This is a genomic window from Oceanobacillus sp. FSL K6-2867 (assembly GCF_037963145.1).
Lineage (GTDB): Bacteria > Bacillota > Bacilli > Bacillales > Amphibacillaceae > Oceanobacillus.
This window is the reverse complement of record NZ_CP150144.1, coordinates 566,999-586,649: the sequence shown is the minus strand read 5'-3', so window position 1 is coordinate 586,649 and position 19,651 is coordinate 566,999. Positions and strand designations below refer to the sequence as shown.

The 19,651-nt window shown below is 38.4% G+C and carries 20 protein-coding genes and 1 riboswitch; of the genes, 18 read left to right on the top strand and 2 right to left on the bottom strand.

Annotated elements, in window-relative coordinates; genetic code table 11:
• The first annotated feature begins 23 nt into the window (after positions 1-23).
• From NSQ77_RS02690 to sufB, 17 genes are all read left to right on the top strand, one after another.
• On the top strand, positions 24-2,411 hold the full coding sequence (locus NSQ77_RS02690) for a 3-hydroxyacyl-CoA dehydrogenase/enoyl-CoA hydratase family protein (RefSeq protein WP_339228688.1): 2,388 nt from the start codon (positions 24-26) through the stop codon (positions 2,409-2,411).
• 18 nt (positions 2,412-2,429) lie between these two features.
• Entirely contained in the window at positions 2,430-3,605 is a 1,176-nt protein-coding gene (locus NSQ77_RS02685; protein ID WP_339228687.1) for an acetyl-CoA C-acetyltransferase, read from the top strand.
• A 177-nt stretch (positions 3,606-3,782) separates the two neighbouring features.
• Positions 3,783-5,567, top strand: coding sequence for an acyl-CoA dehydrogenase family protein (locus tag NSQ77_RS02680; RefSeq protein WP_339228686.1), 1,785 nt, complete (start codon positions 3,783-3,785; stop codon positions 5,565-5,567).
• 378 nt (positions 5,568-5,945) lie between these two features.
• Entirely contained in the window at positions 5,946-6,419 is a 474-nt protein-coding gene (locus tag NSQ77_RS02675) for a DinB family protein (protein ID WP_339228685.1), read from the top strand.
• Positions 6,420-6,592: 173 nt separating this feature from the next.
• Complete coding sequence (locus tag NSQ77_RS02670; protein WP_339228684.1) at positions 6,593-6,949, top strand: arsenate reductase family protein; 357 nt, start codon at positions 6,593-6,595, stop codon at positions 6,947-6,949.
• 106 nt (positions 6,950-7,055) lie between these two features.
• Complete coding sequence (gcvH, locus tag NSQ77_RS02665; protein ID WP_339228683.1) at positions 7,056-7,436, top strand: glycine cleavage system protein GcvH; 381 nt, start codon at positions 7,056-7,058, stop codon at positions 7,434-7,436.
• 186 nt (positions 7,437-7,622) lie between these two features.
• A complete protein-coding gene (locus tag NSQ77_RS02660; protein ID WP_339228682.1) occupies positions 7,623-7,979 on the top strand; it encodes a toprim domain-containing protein in 357 nt (118 codons plus the stop codon).
• 22 nt (positions 7,980-8,001) lie between these two features.
• Entirely contained in the window at positions 8,002-8,316 is a 315-nt protein-coding gene (locus NSQ77_RS02655; RefSeq protein WP_339228681.1) for a thioredoxin family protein, read from the top strand.
• Between the two features lie 193 nt (positions 8,317-8,509).
• Positions 8,510-8,611: riboswitch (SAM riboswitch) on the top strand.
• Positions 8,612-8,773: 162 nt separating this feature from the next.
• Positions 8,774-9,805 (top strand): methionine ABC transporter ATP-binding protein, encoded by a 1,032-nt coding sequence (locus NSQ77_RS02650; RefSeq protein WP_339228680.1) that lies wholly within the window; start codon positions 8,774-8,776, stop codon positions 9,803-9,805.
• Complete coding sequence (locus NSQ77_RS02645; protein WP_339228679.1) at positions 9,795-10,463, top strand: methionine ABC transporter permease; 669 nt, start codon at positions 9,795-9,797, stop codon at positions 10,461-10,463. Before NSQ77_RS02650 ends, NSQ77_RS02645 begins: the two co-directional genes overlap by 11 nt.
• A gap of 64 nt (positions 10,464-10,527) precedes the next feature.
• On the top strand, positions 10,528-11,352 hold the full coding sequence (locus tag NSQ77_RS02640; protein WP_339228678.1) for a MetQ/NlpA family ABC transporter substrate-binding protein: 825 nt from the start codon (positions 10,528-10,530) through the stop codon (positions 11,350-11,352).
• Positions 11,353-11,551: 199 nt separating this feature from the next.
• Positions 11,552-11,722, top strand: a complete 171-nt coding sequence (locus NSQ77_RS02635) for a hypothetical protein (RefSeq protein ID WP_339228677.1) — start codon at positions 11,552-11,554, stop codon at positions 11,720-11,722.
• Positions 11,723-11,941: 219 nt separating this feature from the next.
• Positions 11,942-12,727: a Fe-S cluster assembly ATPase SufC gene (sufC, locus tag NSQ77_RS02630; protein WP_095309326.1), complete on the top strand. Its 786-nt coding sequence runs from the start codon at positions 11,942-11,944 to the stop codon at positions 12,725-12,727.
• Between the two features lie 16 nt (positions 12,728-12,743).
• Positions 12,744-14,054, top strand: coding sequence for a Fe-S cluster assembly protein SufD (gene sufD, locus NSQ77_RS02625; RefSeq protein ID WP_339228676.1), 1,311 nt, complete (start codon positions 12,744-12,746; stop codon positions 14,052-14,054).
• Complete coding sequence (locus NSQ77_RS02620; protein ID WP_339228675.1) at positions 14,054-15,274, top strand: cysteine desulfurase; 1,221 nt, start codon at positions 14,054-14,056, stop codon at positions 15,272-15,274. The genes sufD and NSQ77_RS02620 overlap by 1 nt, the downstream gene beginning before the upstream one ends.
• Complete coding sequence (gene sufU / locus NSQ77_RS02615; RefSeq protein WP_339228674.1) at positions 15,264-15,698, top strand: Fe-S cluster assembly sulfur transfer protein SufU; 435 nt, start codon at positions 15,264-15,266, stop codon at positions 15,696-15,698. The genes NSQ77_RS02620 and sufU overlap by 11 nt, the downstream gene beginning before the upstream one ends.
• Positions 15,699-15,733: 35 nt before the next feature.
• A complete protein-coding gene (gene sufB, locus NSQ77_RS02610) occupies positions 15,734-17,131 on the top strand; it encodes a Fe-S cluster assembly protein SufB (RefSeq protein WP_339228673.1) in 1,398 nt (465 codons plus the stop codon).
• 61 nt (positions 17,132-17,192) lie between these two features.
• On the opposite strand, the gene NSQ77_RS02605 is transcribed toward sufB, so the two are convergent.
• Both NSQ77_RS02605 and NSQ77_RS02600 read right to left on the bottom strand, forming a co-directional pair.
• Positions 17,193-17,438 carry a tyrosine-type recombinase/integrase gene (locus NSQ77_RS02605; RefSeq protein WP_339230923.1) on the bottom strand — a complete coding sequence of 82 codons (246 nt, stop codon included), beginning with the start codon at positions 17,436-17,438 and terminating at the stop codon, positions 17,193-17,195.
• A 676-nt stretch (positions 17,439-18,114) separates the two neighbouring features.
• Positions 18,115-18,570, bottom strand: coding sequence for a hypothetical protein (locus NSQ77_RS02600; protein ID WP_339228672.1), 456 nt, complete (start codon positions 18,568-18,570; stop codon positions 18,115-18,117).
• A gap of 189 nt (positions 18,571-18,759) precedes the next feature.
• Here NSQ77_RS02600 and NSQ77_RS02595 point away from each other — a divergent pair, with 189 nt between their 5' ends.
• Positions 18,760-19,581, top strand: coding sequence for a hypothetical protein (locus NSQ77_RS02595; protein WP_339228671.1), 822 nt, complete (start codon positions 18,760-18,762; stop codon positions 19,579-19,581).
• Positions 19,582-19,651 lie beyond the last annotated feature (70 nt).

The following is a 19,651-nucleotide window of genomic DNA, read 5'->3' as shown; positions in this document are numbered from 1 at the left end:
ATGTGAGATTGGGGGATGAAATGTTGAAGCATTCAATAAAAACAGCAGCAGTCCTTGGTTCAGGTGTAATGGGTTCTGGGATTGCTGCGCATCTGGCAAATCTGGGAATAGCTGTGACGATGCTTGATATTGTGCCACGGGATTTAACGGAAGCAGAAAAAAAGCAGGGGCTTACGTTAGATGATCCGAAAGTTCGCAACCGAATTGCAGCAGCAAGCAAAAAAGCATTGCTAAAGCAAAAGCCATCGCCTATTACGACAAAGAAAAGCCTGGAAATGATAACAATCGGCAATATGGAAGATGATATGGAAAAACTGGCTGAGGCAGATTGGATTATCGAGGTAGTAGTCGAAAACCTGGAAGTGAAGAAGAAGGTTTTTGCTTCAATTGATCAGTATCGTAAGGAGGGTACGATTGTAAGCTCCAATACTTCTGGTATTTCTATAGAAGCAATGATTGCAGATTGTTCAGAGGACATGAAGCAACATTTTTTAGGAACGCACTTTTTCAACCCGCCGCGCTATTTGAAGCTATTGGAGATTATCCCAACTGTTCATACCGACCCAGAGGTTTTGTCTTTCATGAAACGTTTTGGTGAAGACGTGCTCGGAAAAGGAGTAGTTGAAGCAAAAGATACTCCGAATTTCATTGCAAACCGGATTGGGACATATGGCTTGCTTATAACCGCAAGAGAAATGTTAAAGGGGGGCTTTTCGGTTGGTGAGATCGATTCGGTAACAGGAACATTAATTGGCAGACCGAAAAGTGCTACATTTCGAACGTTAGATGTCGTTGGACTCGATACATTTAGTCACGTTGCTAAAAATGTATATGATCAAGTCGCAGGCTCAGAAAAGAATTTATTTACGTTACCTGATTTTATGAATAGCATGCTTGATAAGGGCTGGATTGGGGCAAAAAGCGGTCAAGGTTTTTTTGTTAAAAAAGACCGTGTTATTTATGAGCTGAATCCAAAAACAATGGAATATGAAGAGCGAAAGAAGCTGAAAACAAGTGCAACAGAAATGGCTAAGCAGGCAAAGGGAACACGAAATAAAATGAAAGCGCTTCTTTCTAATCCAGGTGATAAGGCAAGTGACCTTGTCTGGTCCATTATAAAGCCAGTGCTTCTTTATTCGGCAGAGCTTTTAGGAGAGATAGCTGATGACATTATTTCAATTGATCAAGCAATGAAATGGGGGTTCGGCTGGGAACTTGGCCCGTTTGAAACGTGGGATGCAATTGGAGTTCGTGAATCTGCAGCGCGAATGCAGCAAGAAGGGGCAGATGTACCTGAATGGGTGCTGACCATGCTGGAAAATGGCAATGAAACTTTTTACCAAATGGCAGAAGGTACTGTCCGCTATTTTGATAATGGAACATATAAGCAACAACAATGGAATCAAAAAGAGATTCATATAAAACGGCTGAAACAAACAAATAAGGTAATCAAAAAGAATACCGGTGCAAGTCTAATTGATATGGGTGACGGCGCTTTATTATTAGAGTTTCATTCAAGAAGCAATGCAATTGGACTGGACATCATTCAAATGGTGAACTATTCCATTGAGGAAGTTGAGAAAAATTACGACGGACTGGTAATCGGGAATCAAGGAAAGAATTTCTGCGTTGGCGCGAATCTAGCAATGATGCTAATGGAAGCGCAAGATGATAATTTCTTTGAATTAGATATGGTTATCCGTCAGTTTCAGAATATGACAATGGCGATTAAATATGCAGAAAAGCCTGTTGTTGCAGCACCATTCAATATGGCGCTTGGAGGTGGTGCTGAAGTAACACTGCCTGCAGCTGCAATACAAGCATCTCCAGAAACATATATTGGATTAGTAGAAGTAGGTGTCGGGCTGATTCCTGGTGGAGGAGGTACGAAAGAGCTGTATTTAAAAGAACTTCGCAATCTCCCAAATGGTGTGTCACTAGATCTAACGAAAATTGCAAATGATGTGTTTGAAAAGATAGCTACTGCAAAGGTTTCTGCATCAGCTGCTGAAGCAATTGAAAATGGTTATCTCAATACAAATGACCACATCAGTGCTAACCCGGATCATCTTTTATACGATGCAAAGCGAAGGGTGCTGGGGTTAGCAAGTGCAGGATACCGGAAGCCGCAGCGTGAAAAGATTCCCGTAGTTGGGGATGCAGGTTACGCTGCCATGCTGATGGGAGCGAAGATGATGCAGTACAGTGGTTATGCATCAGAACATGACATAAAAATAGCAGAAAAATTAGCCTATATTTTATCTGGAGGACGAATAAAAGAGGGAACTGAAATTGACGAGCAAGTAATGCTTGATCTCGAGCGTGAGGCGTTCTTAAGTCTCATTGGAGAGCCTTTAACACAACAGCGGATGCAGCACATGCTTGTTAAAGGGAAGCCATTACGCAATTAATTGGAAGGGGGCTAAACCGTGAAAGAAGCAGTAATTGTGGCTGGTGCAAGAACACCGGTTGGGAAGGCGAATAAAGGCTCACTAGCAAATACGAGACCAGATGATTTAGCTGCACGAACAATTAAAGAGACTTTAAAACGTGCAGGAGGGTATGACGGGAACATTGATGATGTCATTATTGGCTGTGCGACCCCGGAGGCGGAGCAAGGAATGAATATGGCTCGAAATGTGGCTGCTCTGGCTGGATTAAAGAATGATGTCCCTGGTATTACAATCAATCGTTATTGTTCGTCGGGATTGCAAAGCATTGCCTATGCTGCTGAGCGAATTATGGTTGGAGCAAGTGATGCAATTATAGCTGGCGGTGCAGAATCAATGAGTATGCTTCCAATGGGAGGACATGTGATTAAACCAAATCCACTCCTTGTTCAGGAAATGCCGGGCTATTATATGGGGATGGGGCATACAGCTGAAGAAGTTGCAAAGCGTTTTGACATCTCTCGTGCAGATCAAGATGCATTTGCTGTCCAAAGTCATCAACGTGCACAGAAGGCAATTGAAGAAGGCAAGTTTGTGGATGAAATCGTTGCGGTAGAAGTAACTGAACGTGTTGTTGGTTCAAATAATAAAATTGAAGAAAGAAAGTCGACATTTGCAATGGATGAAGGAGTCCGTCCTGACACAACAACGGAGATTTTGGAAAAATTACGTCCAGCCTTTCATGCAAAAGGCTCTGTAACAGCAGGAAACGCATCGCAAATGAGCGATGGTGCGGCATCTGTTCTTGTAATGGATCGCGAGAAAGCTGAAGCAGAGGGGCTGCCGCCTATTCTGAAATTCCGTTCATTTGCAGTTGCTGGTGTAGAACCAGAGATTATGGGGGTTGGACCAGTTGAGGCAATACCGAAAGCGTTAAAAATCGCAAGGTTGGAGCTATCAGACATTGGATTATTTGAGCTTAATGAAGCGTTCGCCTCTCAGTCCTTACGCGTTATACAGGCACTTAATCTTGATCCTGAAAAAGTAAATGTAAATGGCGGAGCAATTGCACTAGGGCACCCGCTTGGATGTACGGGAACAAAGCTGACAGTAACATTAATGCATGAAATGAAACGAAGAAATGAGCAATTTGGGATTGTCACCATGTGTATTGGCGGCGGCATGGGGGCAGCTGGGGTTTTTGAGCTCTTGTAATGTGATTGATGTGAATTGGAAGCTTCCTATTTATAATTATTGAAGTTCTTTTTAATGTGGCTGATATTTTGAACGGGAAAATCGATATTTATATTTAAAAGACTGTTACCTACAAATAAATTCGATGATATGATAAACAAATTTTATTCATATTCCTAAATGGAAAGGGAGATTCGGATGAGTGAAACAAAGGACAGAGTTTTCAAGGGCGGGGCGTTTTTAGTTGAGGATTTAACCGGTGAAGATATTATTACACCGGAGGATTTTACAGAAGAGCATCAAATGATTGCCAAAACGACAGAGGATTTTATTTCAAGTGAGGTATTACCAAAACTGGATCAATTGGAAAATCATGAATTTGAGCACTCTGTTGAGCTTTTAAAAAAAGCTGGCGAACTTGGTCTGTTAGGAGTTGATGTACCAGAGGAATACGGAGGTCTGGCACTTGATAAAATTAGCTCATCCTTAATTACAGAAAGATTTTCACGTGCAGGCGGATTTTCTATTACACATGGTGCTCATGTAGGGATAGGATCACTTCCAATCGTATTTTTTGGCAATGAGGAGCAGAAACAAAAATATTTGCCGAAGCTTGCAACTGGTGAATTAATCGCTGCCTACGCATTAACTGAGCCTAGTTCTGGTTCAGATGCGCTCGGTGCAAAAACAACAGCCAAACTAAATGAAGCTGGAACACATTATATTTTAAATGGAGAAAAACAATGGATTACAAACTCAGCTTTTGCAGATGTGTTTGTAGTCTATGCGAAAATTGATGGAGAGCATTTTTCTGCCTTTATTGTTGAGAGGGAATTTCCAGGGGTGTCAACAGGTGTTGAAGAAAAGAAAATGGGAATTAAAAGCTCATCAACACGAACTCTGATTCTTGAGGATGCAGAAGTTCCAGCAGAAAATTTGTTAGGTGAAAAAGGGCGAGGCCATATTATTGCTTTTAATATTTTAAATGTTGGGCGCTATAAGCTTGCAGTCGGAGGCGTAGGTGGCGCTAAACGAGCATTAGAGCTTGCTGCGGCTTATGTGAATGAGCGTAAGCAGTTTAATACACCGATTTCCAGCTTTTCTTTAACACAGGAAAAACTAGCAACAATGGGTTCCGAGATCTATGCAAACGAAAGTGCGGTTTATCGTACAGTAGGACTATTTGAACAGCGGATGGGGGCATTAACAGACGAACAATTAAAGGACGGACGTGAAGTAGCACGTGCCATTGCTGAATACCAAATTGAATGCTCCATGAATAAATATATGGCAACTGAATTGCTGGATTATACAGCAGATGAAGCGGTACAGATGCATGGTGGCTATGGATTTATGCAAGAGTATGAAGTAGAGCGTATTTATCGTGACTCACGAATCAACCGTATTTTTGAAGGCACGAACGAAATTAATCGCTTGCTAGTTCCGGGAACATTGCTGAAAAAAGCTATGAAGGGTGATCTTCCATTGCTGCAAAAAGCTCAAGGGCTGCAAGAAGAATTAATGATGATGATGCCAGAGGAAGTTGGTACAGAGCCTTTGGAGCGAGAAAAGTATCTTTTGCGCAATGCGAAGAAAATTGTTCTCCTTGGTGCCGGATTAGCTGCACAGAAATATATGCAGAAATTAGAGAAAGAGCAAGAAATTCTGGTTAATCTAGCTGATATGGTTGCAGAGGTTTACAATATGGAATCAGCAATTCTCCGTACTGATAAAGCAATCAACAAAGGTGGAGCTGAGAAGAACAAACAAAAACTGCTGTATACGCAGGTTTATGTGCAAGAAGCATTCAATCGGATCGAAGCAGACGCGAAGGAAACACTAATTGCAGTAGAGGAAGGCGATACATTGAGAATGATGCTCTCGTCCTTACGTAAACTGACACGTCATACACCAATTAATGTTATTGTAAAAAAGCGTGAGATTGCTAAAAGTATTATAGAAGAAGAGAAATATACCGTCTGATTTTCTATGCCACTCCTTGTCTTACAGGAGTGGCATACTCTATTGGTTGGACTAGTTATTTCCCGGGTTTATTATTTGATGGAAAATATTTATACTGTTAATCTTGATAGAGAAATAGCTATTTAGATTGGGGGGGGGGGAATTGCGAACAAATGTCAATTATGGTTGAACGTAAACCCGCTGTGGAAACACATTTTGTGTATCTTAGAGTGACCCGTGATCCTACTTGAACTATATTCTGCGAAGTCTCGCTCTGACCACGTATCCACAGAAGTCTACGTGTTTCCTCCGCTAAAAATTGGTGCGCTAACTATTATTAACATCGAATCGAATAAGTACAGTTTCAACCTAAAAAAATAAAACAAGGGAGAGATAATTATGTATCGTATAGTAAAAGATTTTGTGAATGATTGGGATCATGCGGCGAAAGGGACAATTGCGGTTCTCGAATCGTTAACAGATGATAAACTAAATCAAGCAATTGTAGAAGGCCACAGCACATTAGGATGGCTAGGATGGCATTTAGCGGCAAGCCCAGTATTTTTTAGCGGACTTGTAGGTGTGGAGGTTGACGCACCTGAAACTCAAAACGCTACTCCAGAAAAAGCAAGTGAAATTGTAGAGGTATATAAAAAAGTAACAACATTAGTTAAAGAACAAGTTGAACAAAACGTAACGGATGAGATGCTGGAGGAAGAAGTTGATGCTATGGGTGGCTCTGTAGCAAGAGGTGCATTGTTGCGTACACTTATTGACCATCAAACCCATCATCGCGGCCAAATGACCGTATTATTACGTCAAGCAGGCTTGCGTGTGCCTGGTGTCATGGGACCAACAAAAGAAGACCGCTAAGATATGCAGCCATGAAGAAAACGGGCAGTCTTTTTACCTGATTTTCTTCATGGCATTTTAATTTTTTCTTTTTTGGATTACAAAAGAAACTGCTAAGCAGCAATACTAATAATTTTATAGAAATCATGATAGAATAAACCTTAAACAATGCAACTTGATTGGAGGAGTTATACATGGCATTAACATTTTACTGGTATCCCAATTGCGGAACGTGCAAAAAGGCGAAGAAATGGTTTGATGATCATAACATCGATTATACAAGTATACATATTGTGGAAAAAACACCTGCAAAGGAAGAACTGCTTGATTTGATTGCCAAAAGTGATTTGCCTGCTAAAAAGTTCTTTAATACGAGCGGGAAGAAATATCGTGAATTAAATATTAAGGAAAAAATAAATGATGCAAGTACAGAGGAATTAGCAGAAATCCTTGCTTCAGATGGAATGTTAATCAAACGCCCGATCGTTACAGACGGGACAAAGGTAACCGTCGGATTTAAAGAAGAAACATTTCAAGAAAATTGGTTGTAGTTACTTGTTAAAATGATTAACTTTTCATTTAATTTCAAGTAAAGACTAGAAAAATACAAGGTTAGATTGTATAGTTAAATTGGAATGAATTAATGGAGGGATTACAATGAGTTTGCCACAAGATTTACTTTATTCAAAAGAACATGAATGGATTAAAAAAGAAGAAGGAAATGTGCGTATTGGAATTACTGACTTTGCGCAAGATGAGCTAGGTGATATCGTATTTGTTGAGTTGCCGGAGGTTGGAGATGAAATTACTGCAGACGAGCCGTTTGGCAGTGTAGAATCTGTAAAAACAGTTTCTGAATTATATGCTCCAATCAGCGGGAAAGTTGTCGCGGTTAATGAAGAATTGGAAGATAGTCCAGAGTTTGTAAATGAATCTCCTTACGAAAAAGCATGGATGGTTGTTGTTGAGCCTTCTGATGAAGCAGAGCTCGAGCAATTATTGTCTTCCGATGCATATCAAGAATTAACTGAAGAATAATGCCCAAAGGCTAATTGTGCGCGTAAAAGTGTATAGTTAGCCTTATTTCAATCATATAATGTAGTAATAGATGTTGTTCAAAAGGTCCGATGAAAATGAACATCGAATTTCGCGGTCCTTTTCATCCTCCTTTTTGAACATGAATTAGGTAGGCAACTTTCTTGCTTGCATAAGGAGTGCTCATGTATGATATCTGCTGAATTTGAAAAAGTGATTATTGTCGAAGGGCTTACAGATAAAAAACAAATTGAAAAAGTAATCAATGACGAAGTTACAATCGTATGTACAAACGGTACATTCGGGGTAGAGCGGTTTGATGAATTACTCGAAACATATGGATTGGACGATAAGGATGTGTTTATTCTAGTAGACGAGGATAAATCTGGATTGAAATTGCGTAAGCAGCTGGCTCGTGAATTGCCGCATGCTGAGCATATTTATATTAGTAGTGAGTATCGGGAAGTAGCAGCTACGCCAGAGAAAATACTTGCCAGTACACTGCTGAGTAAACATTTTTCTGTTCGTCCAATATTTTTAATATAGATAGAACTTAAGGTGGTAAACAATGCAGCAAATAACAGAAGCAAATCTGGACCAGGAACGCATGTTACTATATATCTACACACCTTTTTGTGGAACATGTACAGTAGCAAGGTCAATGCTTGATAAAATCGAGTCTGTTCACGGACTGGATATTTTTTTCGAGATGAATGCGTCCCTGTATCCAGACTTTATGCAGGAAAATAAAATTGAAAGTGTACCATGCCTTCTCATTAAAGAAGGAAATGAAGTGAAAGAAAAAATCTATGCCTTTCAATCAATAGGTAATTTATATAGCTATTTAATGACATATAAGCCGGAATTATTTGCCGCGCACTAATGAGTATTATTATTCGTCTTTAAAGTGCATAAAATAAAAACTGGAAGGACGGGAGATACTATTTTCAGTGAAAGAACCCCTCCCTCTAATTGAAGTTTCACTTTGCCAGCAGTTAAATGCCAATTATAATTGACACAGGTATTTTCACATGCTACGATAGTGACACTGAATTGCCAAATCAGATACGATCTATCTCTTATCTTGAGCGGTGGAGGGACTGGCCCTTTGAAACCGCGGCAACCTTCAATTTTTGAAAGGTGCCAATTCCTGCAAAGTAAACTTTGACAGATGAGAGAACGTGAGACTTTTAATGATATAACGTCTTTCTGTTCTCTTTACAGATGGACGTTTTTTGTTTTTCACAGATGGAAAGTATTAATCTTCTTACCTGCGCAAGTGTAATGAAGGAATTTGTTTATAGGCATTGTGAAAGCCAGAGCATAAAGGAGGACGTGAAGTGATTTCGATTGAGGGTTTACGTAAGGTTTTTAAACTAAATAATAATGACATTACAGCTGTTGATGATTTGACCCTTACGATTCCTGAAGGTGATATTTTCGGTGTGATTGGCTATAGTGGTGCAGGAAAGAGTACATTCGTCAGACTGCTTAACCGACTGGAAGAACCATCATCAGGACGAATAGTTATTAATAATGAAGAAATAACCGCACTTAATTCTAAAGAGCTCCGCTTGGCAAGACAGGGCATTGGGATGATTTTTCAGCATTTCAATTTGCTCTGGTCCAGAACGGTTGAAGCAAATATTGCATTTCCGCTGGAAATCGCGGGAGTTCCAAAACAAGAGCGTGAAAGGCGAGTACAAGAGCTCATTGATTTGGTTGGATTAAGCGGACGTGAAAAAGCGTATCCGTCACAGTTAAGTGGCGGACAAAAGCAGCGTGTTGGTATCGCCCGGGCACTTGCGAATAATCCCAAAGTGCTATTATGTGACGAAGCAACATCTGCACTGGATCCGGAAACGACGAATGCAATCTTGAATTTGCTCGTTGATATTAATCAAAAACTTGGACTGACAATTATTCTAATCACACACGAGATGCATGTGATTCGGAAAATTTGTAACCAAGTAGCTGTTATGGAGAATGGAAAAATTGTTGAACAAGGTAATGTTCTTGATGTATTTACCAATCCAGTACAGCCTGTTACGAAGAAATTTGTACAGCAAATTATGGGGATGCATGATGAAGAAGATGACATTACCAATTTAATTGAGAACTATGAAAATGGTAATATTCTTAAGCTTCACTTTTTAGGGGAAGCAACCAATCAAACGCTTATAAGCCAACTGGCAAAGCGCTTTGATATTGATTTAAATATTTTACAAGGAAAAATTACACAAACACAGGCTGGCGGATATGGTACTTTATTCGTTCAAGCTATAGGTGAACAAGAGGAAATTGGTAGAGCAGTAAGCTTTATACAGGAACAAACCTCGGTCGAAGTGGAGGTTATCCGGGATGTTAACTAAGTTATTCCCAAATATTAAATATGATGATTTAGTTGAAGCAGTTTATGAAACATTTTATATGACCGTTATATCTGTAATTGGTACGTGTATATTTGGTCTGCTATTAGGCTTGCTTCTATATTTAACGTCAAAAGAAGGCATTTGGCAAAATAAATTTATTAATTTTATCGTAGCGGCTTTTGTGAATATATTTAGAGCAATTCCGTTCATTATATTAATCTTATTATTATTTCCGTTTACCAACTTTCTTGTCGGAACAATACGTGGACCAAACGCAGCATTACCAGCACTGATTATTGGTTCTGCACCGTTTTACGGAAGACTTGTTGAAATTGCGCTTAAGGAAGTAGATAAAGGTGTGGTCGAGGCAGCAAAAGCAATGGGTGCCAAAACACGAACAATTATTTTTCGCGTTCTGCTCCCTGAATCAATGCCAGCATTGGTTTCAGGGCTTACAGTTACCTCAATTGCATTAATTGGCTATACAGCTATGGCTGGAGCGATAGGTGCAGGTGGCCTTGGGAGCTACGCTTATTATTTCGGATTCCAGCGCAGAGATTTTGATGTTGTATTTCTTTGTACCGTTATTATTGTAATTATCGTGTTTATTTTCCAATTTATTGGAGATTTTATCACAAATAAGCTTGATAAACGTTAAGTTTAACATGGAAATTGGAACTATCTTTATCAATTCAATAAAATAGTGGGAAGGAAGAACAAAAATGAAAAAGTTTTTAGCAATTGCGGCATTTGCACTCGTACTTTTATTAGCAGCGTGCGGTGGAAATGATTCAGACAATGGATCGGAAACAGAAATCACTGTTGGAGCTTCAAGCACTCCACATGCAGAAATTTTGGAAGAAGCTCAGCCATTGCTTGAAGAACAAGGAGTAACACTTCATATTGAAGAATATCAGGATTATGTACTTCCAAATGATGATTTAGATAATGGCACATTAGATGCGAACTACTTTCAGCATATTCCATATTTAAATCAAACCGTTGAAGACACTGGCTATGAGATTGAATCCCTTGGAGCTATCCATGTTGAACCAATGGGTGTTTATTCAAAAGGTATTGCATCTGTAGATGATATTAAAGATGGAACTGAAGTTATTTTAAGTAATTCTGTTTCAGATCATGGACGTATTTTAACATTGTTTGAGCGGGAAGGCTTGATTACTTTAGACGACAGTGTAAAAAAATCTGCTGCGACAATTGATGATATCGTTGAAAACCCGAAAAATTTAGTTTTCTCACCAGATTATGATCCAGCCCTGCTCCCTGAACTTTATAATGCAGAAGAAGATACACTTGCTGTTATTAACACAAACTATGCTATTGGTGCAGGACTTAATCCGTTAGAGGATGCTTTATTTGTTGAAGACGAGGAATCTGAATATCTAAACGTTATTGCTGTAAGATCGGAAGATGCTGATAACGAAGCATTGAAGAAACTGGTTGAAGTACTGAAGTCTGAAGAAATTCAAAACTTTATGATGGACAATTACGAAGGTGCAGTCTTGCCAGTCGGTGACAGCAATTAATAATAGCAATCTAAAGGATACGTGCGTTATTTGCCATAATTGTATGTCGTTTCATTGTTTTCATGTTGTGAATCAGCCATATATAGAATAATCGGTCTATAGACGTTTAGATCCGTATTGTAGCGGGAACGTTTTTAGTGTTACCATAATTTACGTAACCAAAACGAAAGGATGATTCACTATTGACAGTGGTCTGAGGTTGAATTACACTTCGGAAATGGAAAAAGGAATGACAAAGTCCCGACATGTTTGTTACGCTGAATACAGCAGGAAACTTGAAAAGCGATTGGACGTAGAAAAACAGCGGGAACGGGAATATAAAATGGCTAAAATGCTTGTGGCGGAAATGGATAGACAATTAGTAAAATAACAAATTAATGATTACCTTTGTGCTGGTGTCCTCATGATTGGACATCAGCACTATTTATTTGTACATTTATAACTAGTTTGGTATGGTAAAGCAGTAATAGGTGTGCATTTAAAAGAGTTGATAATTAATTTGAAATGCTTTAAGATTGTAATGAGAATAAGTTGAGAATGATATCAATTCATTTCATACTAGAAAATAGCTTACTTGGAGGTATGTACTATGTCAGGATCAGTTTTAGAAATTAAGAATCTTCATGTATCCATTGAAGACAAAGAGATATTAAAAGGTGTAAACCTTACGATAAAAGGTGGAGAATTCCACGCAATTATGGGACCGAACGGAACAGGTAAATCTACACTTGCTTCTGCAATCATGGGACACCCAAAATATGAAGTTACCGAAGGAAGCATTATTCTTGATGGTGAAGATGTACTAGAAATGGAAGTAGATGAGCGTGCTCGTGCAGGTCTATTCCTAGCAATGCAGTATCCAAGTGAAATCAGTGGTGTAACAACGTCTGATTTTCTTCGTTCTGCAATAAATGCACGTCGTGAAGAAGGCGATGAAGTATCTTTAATGAAATTTATTAAACAATTAGATAAAGACTTAGATTTGCTTGAAATTGACCAAAATATGGCTACACGTTACTTAAACGAAGGTTTCTCTGGCGGGGAGAAAAAACGTAATGAAATCCTTCAATTATTGCAAATAAATCCTGCTATTGCAATTTTAGATGAAATCGATTCTGGATTAGATATCGATGCATTGAAAATTGTGTCTAAAGGAATTAACAAAATGCGCGGAGAAGACTTTGGTTGCCTAATGATTACGCACTACCAACGTTTACTAAACTACATTACTCCTGACTTTGTTCATGTTATGATGCAAGGCCGTGTTGTGAAATCAGGTGGACCTGAGCTTGCAAAACGTTTAGAAGAAGAAGGTTATGAGTGGATTAAAGAAGAGTTAGGAATTACAGACGAAACAGTAGAACAAAACGCGTAATGTTAGGAGGAGTAAAATGACTGTCGAAACAAAGCTGCCATTTGATAAAGACTATATAGAACAGTTTTCAAAAGAACGAAACGAACCTGCGTGGATGTCTGAATTACGCGTGAGCGCTCTTTCTCAGGCGAACACGCTTGAAATGCCAAAGCCGGATAAAACGAATATCCGTAACTGGAATTTCAGCACGTTCAAACATGAATTTACATCAGGTCAGGCTGTAAGTGCTACAACTGAATTGCCTGAAGATATACAAGCATACTTTGACGAAGAAAATAAAGCGGAAAACTTGTTGATTCAACGTAACCATTCTGTTGCATTTTCTACTTTAAGTGAAGATTTAAAGGATAAAGGTGTTATATTTACAGACATTTTTACTGCCTTGAATGAACATAGTGACTTAGTTGAAAAATATTACATGAAAGAAGCAGTTTCTGTTGATCAGGATCGTTTAACTGCACTTCATGCTGCATTAATGAATGGCGGAATCTTTATCTATGTTCCTAAAAATGTTCAAATTGAAGCACCAGTCCAAGCTATTTTCTGGCAAGAAGATCCTGAAACAGCATTGTTCAACCACGTGCTGATCGTTGCTGAAGAAGGAAGCTCGCTCACATACTTGGAGAACTACGTTTCCCATAATGAAGAGCAAAAAACAGTAGCAAACATTGTAACGGAAGTATTTGCTCATAATAATGCAGAGGTTGCATATGGTGCAGTAGACCATTTTGCAGCGGGAACCACAACGTATGTAAATCGTCGTGGTGTTGCACAGCGTGATGCGAAGATTAACTGGGCATTAGGACAAATGAATGACGGAAATACGGTTTCCGAAAACATTACCTACTTACTTGGTGATAATGCAACGTCTGAGGCTAAAGCTGTTACTGTTGGACGTGGAAAACAAACACAAAACTTTACATCAAGCATTCGCCAATTCGGTAAACAAACAGATGCATTTATTTTACAACGGGGTGTTATGAAAGGTAGCGCAACGACTATCTTTAACGCTGTTGGTAAAATTGAACATGGTGGTACGAAATCGAATTCTGAACAAGAGTCACGTGTACTTATGCTAAGTGAAAAAGCACGTGGGGATGCCAACCCAATACTATTAATTGATGAAGATGATGTAACAGCTGGTCATGCAGCTTCTGTTGGTCGTGTTGATCCTTTACAAATGTACTACTTGATGAGCCGTGGACTTACAAAGGAAGAAGCTGAGCGCTTAGTTATCCATGGCTTCCTTGAGCCAGTGGTATCACAGATCCCTATTGAGTCTGTTCGTAAGCAATTGACTCAAGTAATTGAAAGGAAAGTTAATTAATGGACGTTACAGCCATTAAAGAACAGTTCCCCATTTTAAATCAGGAAGTTAATGGACATCCTTTAGTTTATTTGGATTCATCAGCGACTTCTCAGAAACCACTGTCTGTTATTGAGGCTGTCAATACGTATTATCGTGAGGATAATTCAAATGTGCACCGTGGCGTCCATACGTTAGGAACAAGGGCAACGGATAAATATGAAGGTGCTCGAGAGAAGGTTCGCGCATTTATCAATGCAAGCAGTACAGCTGAAATTATTTTTACTAGAGGAACAACAACGGCAATTAATCTTGTTGCATCCAGCTACGGGCGAGCGAATTTAAAGCCGGGAGATGAAATTGTGATTACGCCAATGGAGCATCACAGTAATATTATCCCTTGGCAACAGGCAGCAAAAGCAACTGGTGCAACCTTGAAATATATTCCATTAGAAAGCGATGGAACTATAACACTGGAAGCTGTTCGAGAGACGATTACAGCAAATACGAAGATTGTAGCAATGACACAGGTTTCCAATGTGCTAGGTACAATCAACCCAATTAAGGAAGTTACACAGATTGCCCACGAGCATGGAGCAGTTATGCTTGTTGATGGCGCTCAAGGTGCACCGCATTTGAAAGTAGATATAGCTGATCTTGACTGTGATTTCTATGCGTTTTCGGGTCATAAAATGTGTGGACCAACGGGCATTGGTGTTTTATACGGAAAGAAAGAACTACTTGAAAACATGGAACCAATTGAATTTGGCGGTGAAATGATTGATTTCGTTAACCTTTATGATTCTACGTGGAAGGAATTGCCGTGGAAATTTGAAGGTGGTACGCCGATTATTGCAGGTGCAATTGGACTTGCCGCAGCAATAGACTTTTTAAATGAAATTGGACATGAAAATATTTTAAATCATGAACAAAAATTAGCAGACTATGCAATGCAGCAATTACGCACAATTGATGGTATCTCAATCTATGGCCCAGAAAATCGTGCTGGACTTGTTACATTTAATCTTAATGATGTGCATCCACATGATACAGCAACAGCACTTGATGCTGAGGGAATTGCTGTCCGTGCTGGACATCATTGTGCCCAGCCGTTGATGAAATGGCTCGATGTAACAGCAACAGCACGTGCCAGCTTCTATCTTTACAATACTGAAGAGGATATTGACCTGCTGGTAAATGGACTGTTGAAAACAAAGGAGTATTTTGGGAATGTCTTTTAATAACCTCGATACACTTTACCGACAAGTAATTATGGATCATTATAAAAACCCTAGAAACCGTGGACAAATTAAGGGTGATTCGGTAACAATCGATATGAATAACCCAACATGCGGTGATCGTATTCAACTGCAAATGCAAGTTGAAAATGGTGTTGTAAAAGATGCCAAGTTTGAAGGGGAAGGCTGCTCAATCAGTATGTCATCTGCATCAATGATGACTCAAGCAATTAAAGGGAAAAGTCTTGAACAAGCAGTTAAAATGTCAAGAGCATTTTCTGATATGATGCTTGGCAAAGAGATTGATACAGAAGAATTGGATATGGGAGACATTGAAGCATTGCAGGGTGTCTCCAAATTTCCAGCAAGAATCAAGTGTGCAACTTTGGCATGGAAAGCAATGGAAAAGGGAGCACTGGAGGATTAGGTATCGTTTTTTAAATACCACGAGGAGGTTATATAATGGCTAAAAAAATGCCTGAAATTGAAGAATATAAATATGGATTTCATGATAAAGACGTCTCTGTTTTCCGAACAGAAAGAGGATTAACACGTAAAGTCGTTGAAGAAATCTCTAAAATGAAAGAAGAGCCACAGTGGATGCTTGACTATCGCTTGAAAGCATTAGAGCATTTTTACGAGCGCCCAATGCCACAATGGGGTGGAGATCTAACTGAACTTGATTTCGATGAGATTGTTTATTATGTTAAACCATCTGAGAAACAAGGTAGAACATGGGATGAAGTACCTGCTGAAATCAAAGAAACCTTTGATAAATTAGGTATTCCAGAAGCGGAACAAAAATATTTAGCTGGTGTATCCGCACAGTATGAGTCAGAAGTTGTTTACCACAGCTTGAAAGAAGATCTTCAAGAATTGGGTATTGTATTTAAGGATACAGATACTGCACTAAAAGAAAACGAAGATTTATTTAAAGAATACTTTGGAAAAGTTATTCCATATTCTGATAATAAATTTGCTGCACTGAACTCAGCAGTATGGTCTGGTGGATCATTTATCTATGTTCCAAAAGGTGTACAAACGTCAACTCCATTACAAGCATATTTCCGTATTAACTCAGAAAATATGGGACAGTTTGAAAGAACATTAATCATTGTTGATGAAGGTGCATCTGTACACTATGTTGAGGGCTGTACAGCACCAGTCTTTACAACAAACTCACTTCACAGTGCGGTTGTTGAAATCATCGTTAAAAAAGATGCATATTGCCGTTATACAACGATTCAAAACTGGGCGAATAACGTATACAACTTAGTTACAAAACGTGCAGTAGTTGATGCAAATGGAACGATGGAATGGATTGATGGTAACATCGGTTCGAAATTAACGATGAAATACCCTGCAATCTTGCTTAAAGGTGAAGGTGCACGTGGTAACACACTATCCATCGCTATCGCTGGTAAAGGACAATTACAACACGCTGGTGCAAAAATGCATCACTTAGCACCAAACACGTCTTCAACAATTGTTTCAAAATCAATTTCGAAGCAAGGTGGTAAGGTTTCTTACCTTGGTCTTGTACACTTTGGACGTAAAGCAGACGGTGCACGTGCAAACATCGAATGTGATACGCTAATCATGGATAACGAATCGTTCTCTGATACAATTCCATACAATGAAATTTTAAATGATAACATTTCACTGGAGCATGAAGCGAAAGTTTCTAAAGTATCTGAAGAGCAATTGTTCTACTTGATGAGCAGAGGATTAACAGAAGAAGAAGCAACAGAAATGATCGTAATGGGCTTCATCGAGCCATTTACAAAAGAACTTCCGATGGAATATGCAGTAGAGATGAACAGATTGATTAAGTTCGAAATGGAAGGTTCTATTGGTTAACCCTTATTTATAGGAGGGGATAACCATTGAAGACGATGCTTGCCCGTTTTTTGCCCGATCGCTAATTTCGGATATATTTCTCGTAAAGAGTTAAAGCATCATCCTCGATTTTTTTAGTAACATGTAAATAAGTATCGGCTGTTACCTTAATCCTTGCGTGTCCGAGTCTATCGGGCACGTTTTTTATATCTACGCCAGCCTTTAATAGATGAACAGCGTGTGTATACCTTAATGCATGTGGTAATAATCTTGGAAGATTGGCACGTTTACATATCTCTTTAAATATTCCTGAAAAACATTTAAACAAACGGTAAATAAAATTGCTCAATGACAATCATCAGAGGCGCTTATTTACCATACGTAACATAACATAACAATGTATCAATGCTGGTATATTGTAGAAACAAATTCAACTATGAAAGACTCTGGAACGTATAAGCGTGGAAATCGTAAAATTGTTCCTATAGAACCAGACGAAAAAAATGATTGACCGCAGTAAAAATTTGATTTGGTCTAATGGTGTTGCTCAATCAATACCGCTTCATACAAATATTTTTGATGCGATGTATTCCATCTGGGATTCTTTTTTGATGGTATTACTGAGATTGATGAAGGATTAAATGAAGTCGAAAGAGTTGTTAAAGATGGCGCACGTACTATTATAGGTAGATAATTACGGTGAAGATGAGTTTTGTTCTCTCTTACCTTATAAGGTTTCAAGCACCTTTTCCCAGTGAGGACAGCATGGATTCGAATAAGGGGTCATAGATACGGAGTTTATTTTTGAAACTGTCGGACAAGCAAATAAAGTGAATAAAACTATACTTTAATATAATGTGGTTGTGTTTTGTTTTACGAAACGCACTTCTTCTTTACTAAACCATTCTGTTGTTCATTTATTGCGCTAACTGGTGCGTTTCCATAATAAACAAACTGATATTAAAGCAAAAAGGAGAGGGAGTTTTCTCCTCACTCTCTACTCTTTATTGTTTAAAAATAAATTCTTCTTTGTACTTACGGGATTCTTTGCCTTCTTTTTTCCAAGTAACAATAACTTTCAATTTCGCTGCCTCAGTAGAGATTGGAAAATTCTGATGGCTAATTACTGGGTGATCGCTATTCTTTTCTAATACCCCTAAATCATCACCAGAAGCAGTAAGTAATTCAAAATCATACGAAGAACTTGGGTCATTTCTATACATTTCCACTCTTTCAATTTTAATGCCTTCATTACCAATATACTTAATAGCCATACTATATATATTGTAGACACCAGGTTTTGGTTTGACTTCATTATTTTTAGGTTTATCAATAACTATTTCCCATTCATTTGATTTTTCTGATGATGGTAATTTCTCAAGTGTTGATGCCATTCCACTGATGGGAAATAAAAGAAATGATAAAATAGTGGTGAGAATAAATACCCTAATAAATTTCATCTTTTTCACCTCACTTTTTTTATTAGTTTGTAAATAACTTGGAATTATATTCATTGGAATATTGTTCGTTAAGCTTATTGTGCTAACTGGTGCGTTAGTTCAGCAAGTTAAACTTAAATTGACCATCTACTACTTTGTATGAGAAGATATCTCAATGTAAAGATCCTAAATATTCTTAGGAGGATAAATGTGAAATTTAGAATATTAGTCATATGCGTAGTTATTATCCCTTTAATGGGAGCGTGTAGTACAGAAAAAAACAGTTCAACGGAACAACAAAATTCTAAAGAATATAGTTTAGAAAATGTATATCAATGGTTAGAAGAATCGAATCTTTTAGATGGAGAACGAGAAGATGTAACAAAAAATCATACCGATGATTATGAAGGAATAACACAAGCAACTAGTATTGGAGATATTATAATTTTTGAATTTGAAGAAAAGGAGGACACAATTCAGTTTGAAGGGATTCCCTTTGCAGTTTCAAAAGAGAATATAGGTGTATTTGTTTTAGGGTTTAGTTCTGAAATCGAAGGCGTACAAGAAGTTCTCGATGCAAGAGAACCTATCGAGGGTTTACATAAAGGATACTATTTATCCGCTGAGCAACAGAATTTTGTTGAATCTATGAGAAATGACGAGTTAACAAATCTTCAGGATTTTAGCGATAAATTTTATTCTTTTGATGAGGATACTCAAAGGGATACTTTCAATCGTTTTCTGTATGGCGAGCAATTTGCTTTGGAAGGTGTGGTCGTAAAAAGCAGTCCGGAATTAGTTATTTATGGAGATGAAAATTATAACAATGAAAATTGGGAAAGTATCCAATCGGAGCATACGCAAATGCTGCCTTATATAGTGGAAGCTGAGAATGTATATGTAATGACTGCATCGGAGCAAAAAAGATTCGAGCGTGGAGATCCGATTACAGTTAGAGGAACAATTTTTCAACAAGGCAGTATGGACGAAGAAAAACATTGGAAACTCTTTAATGTATTTATTTTGGAATAATCTCAAACATAAAATCGAAACTGATTTTTTTGTCAACCAGCGCTTTAATTAAAAAAGGAGCTGCGGTGTT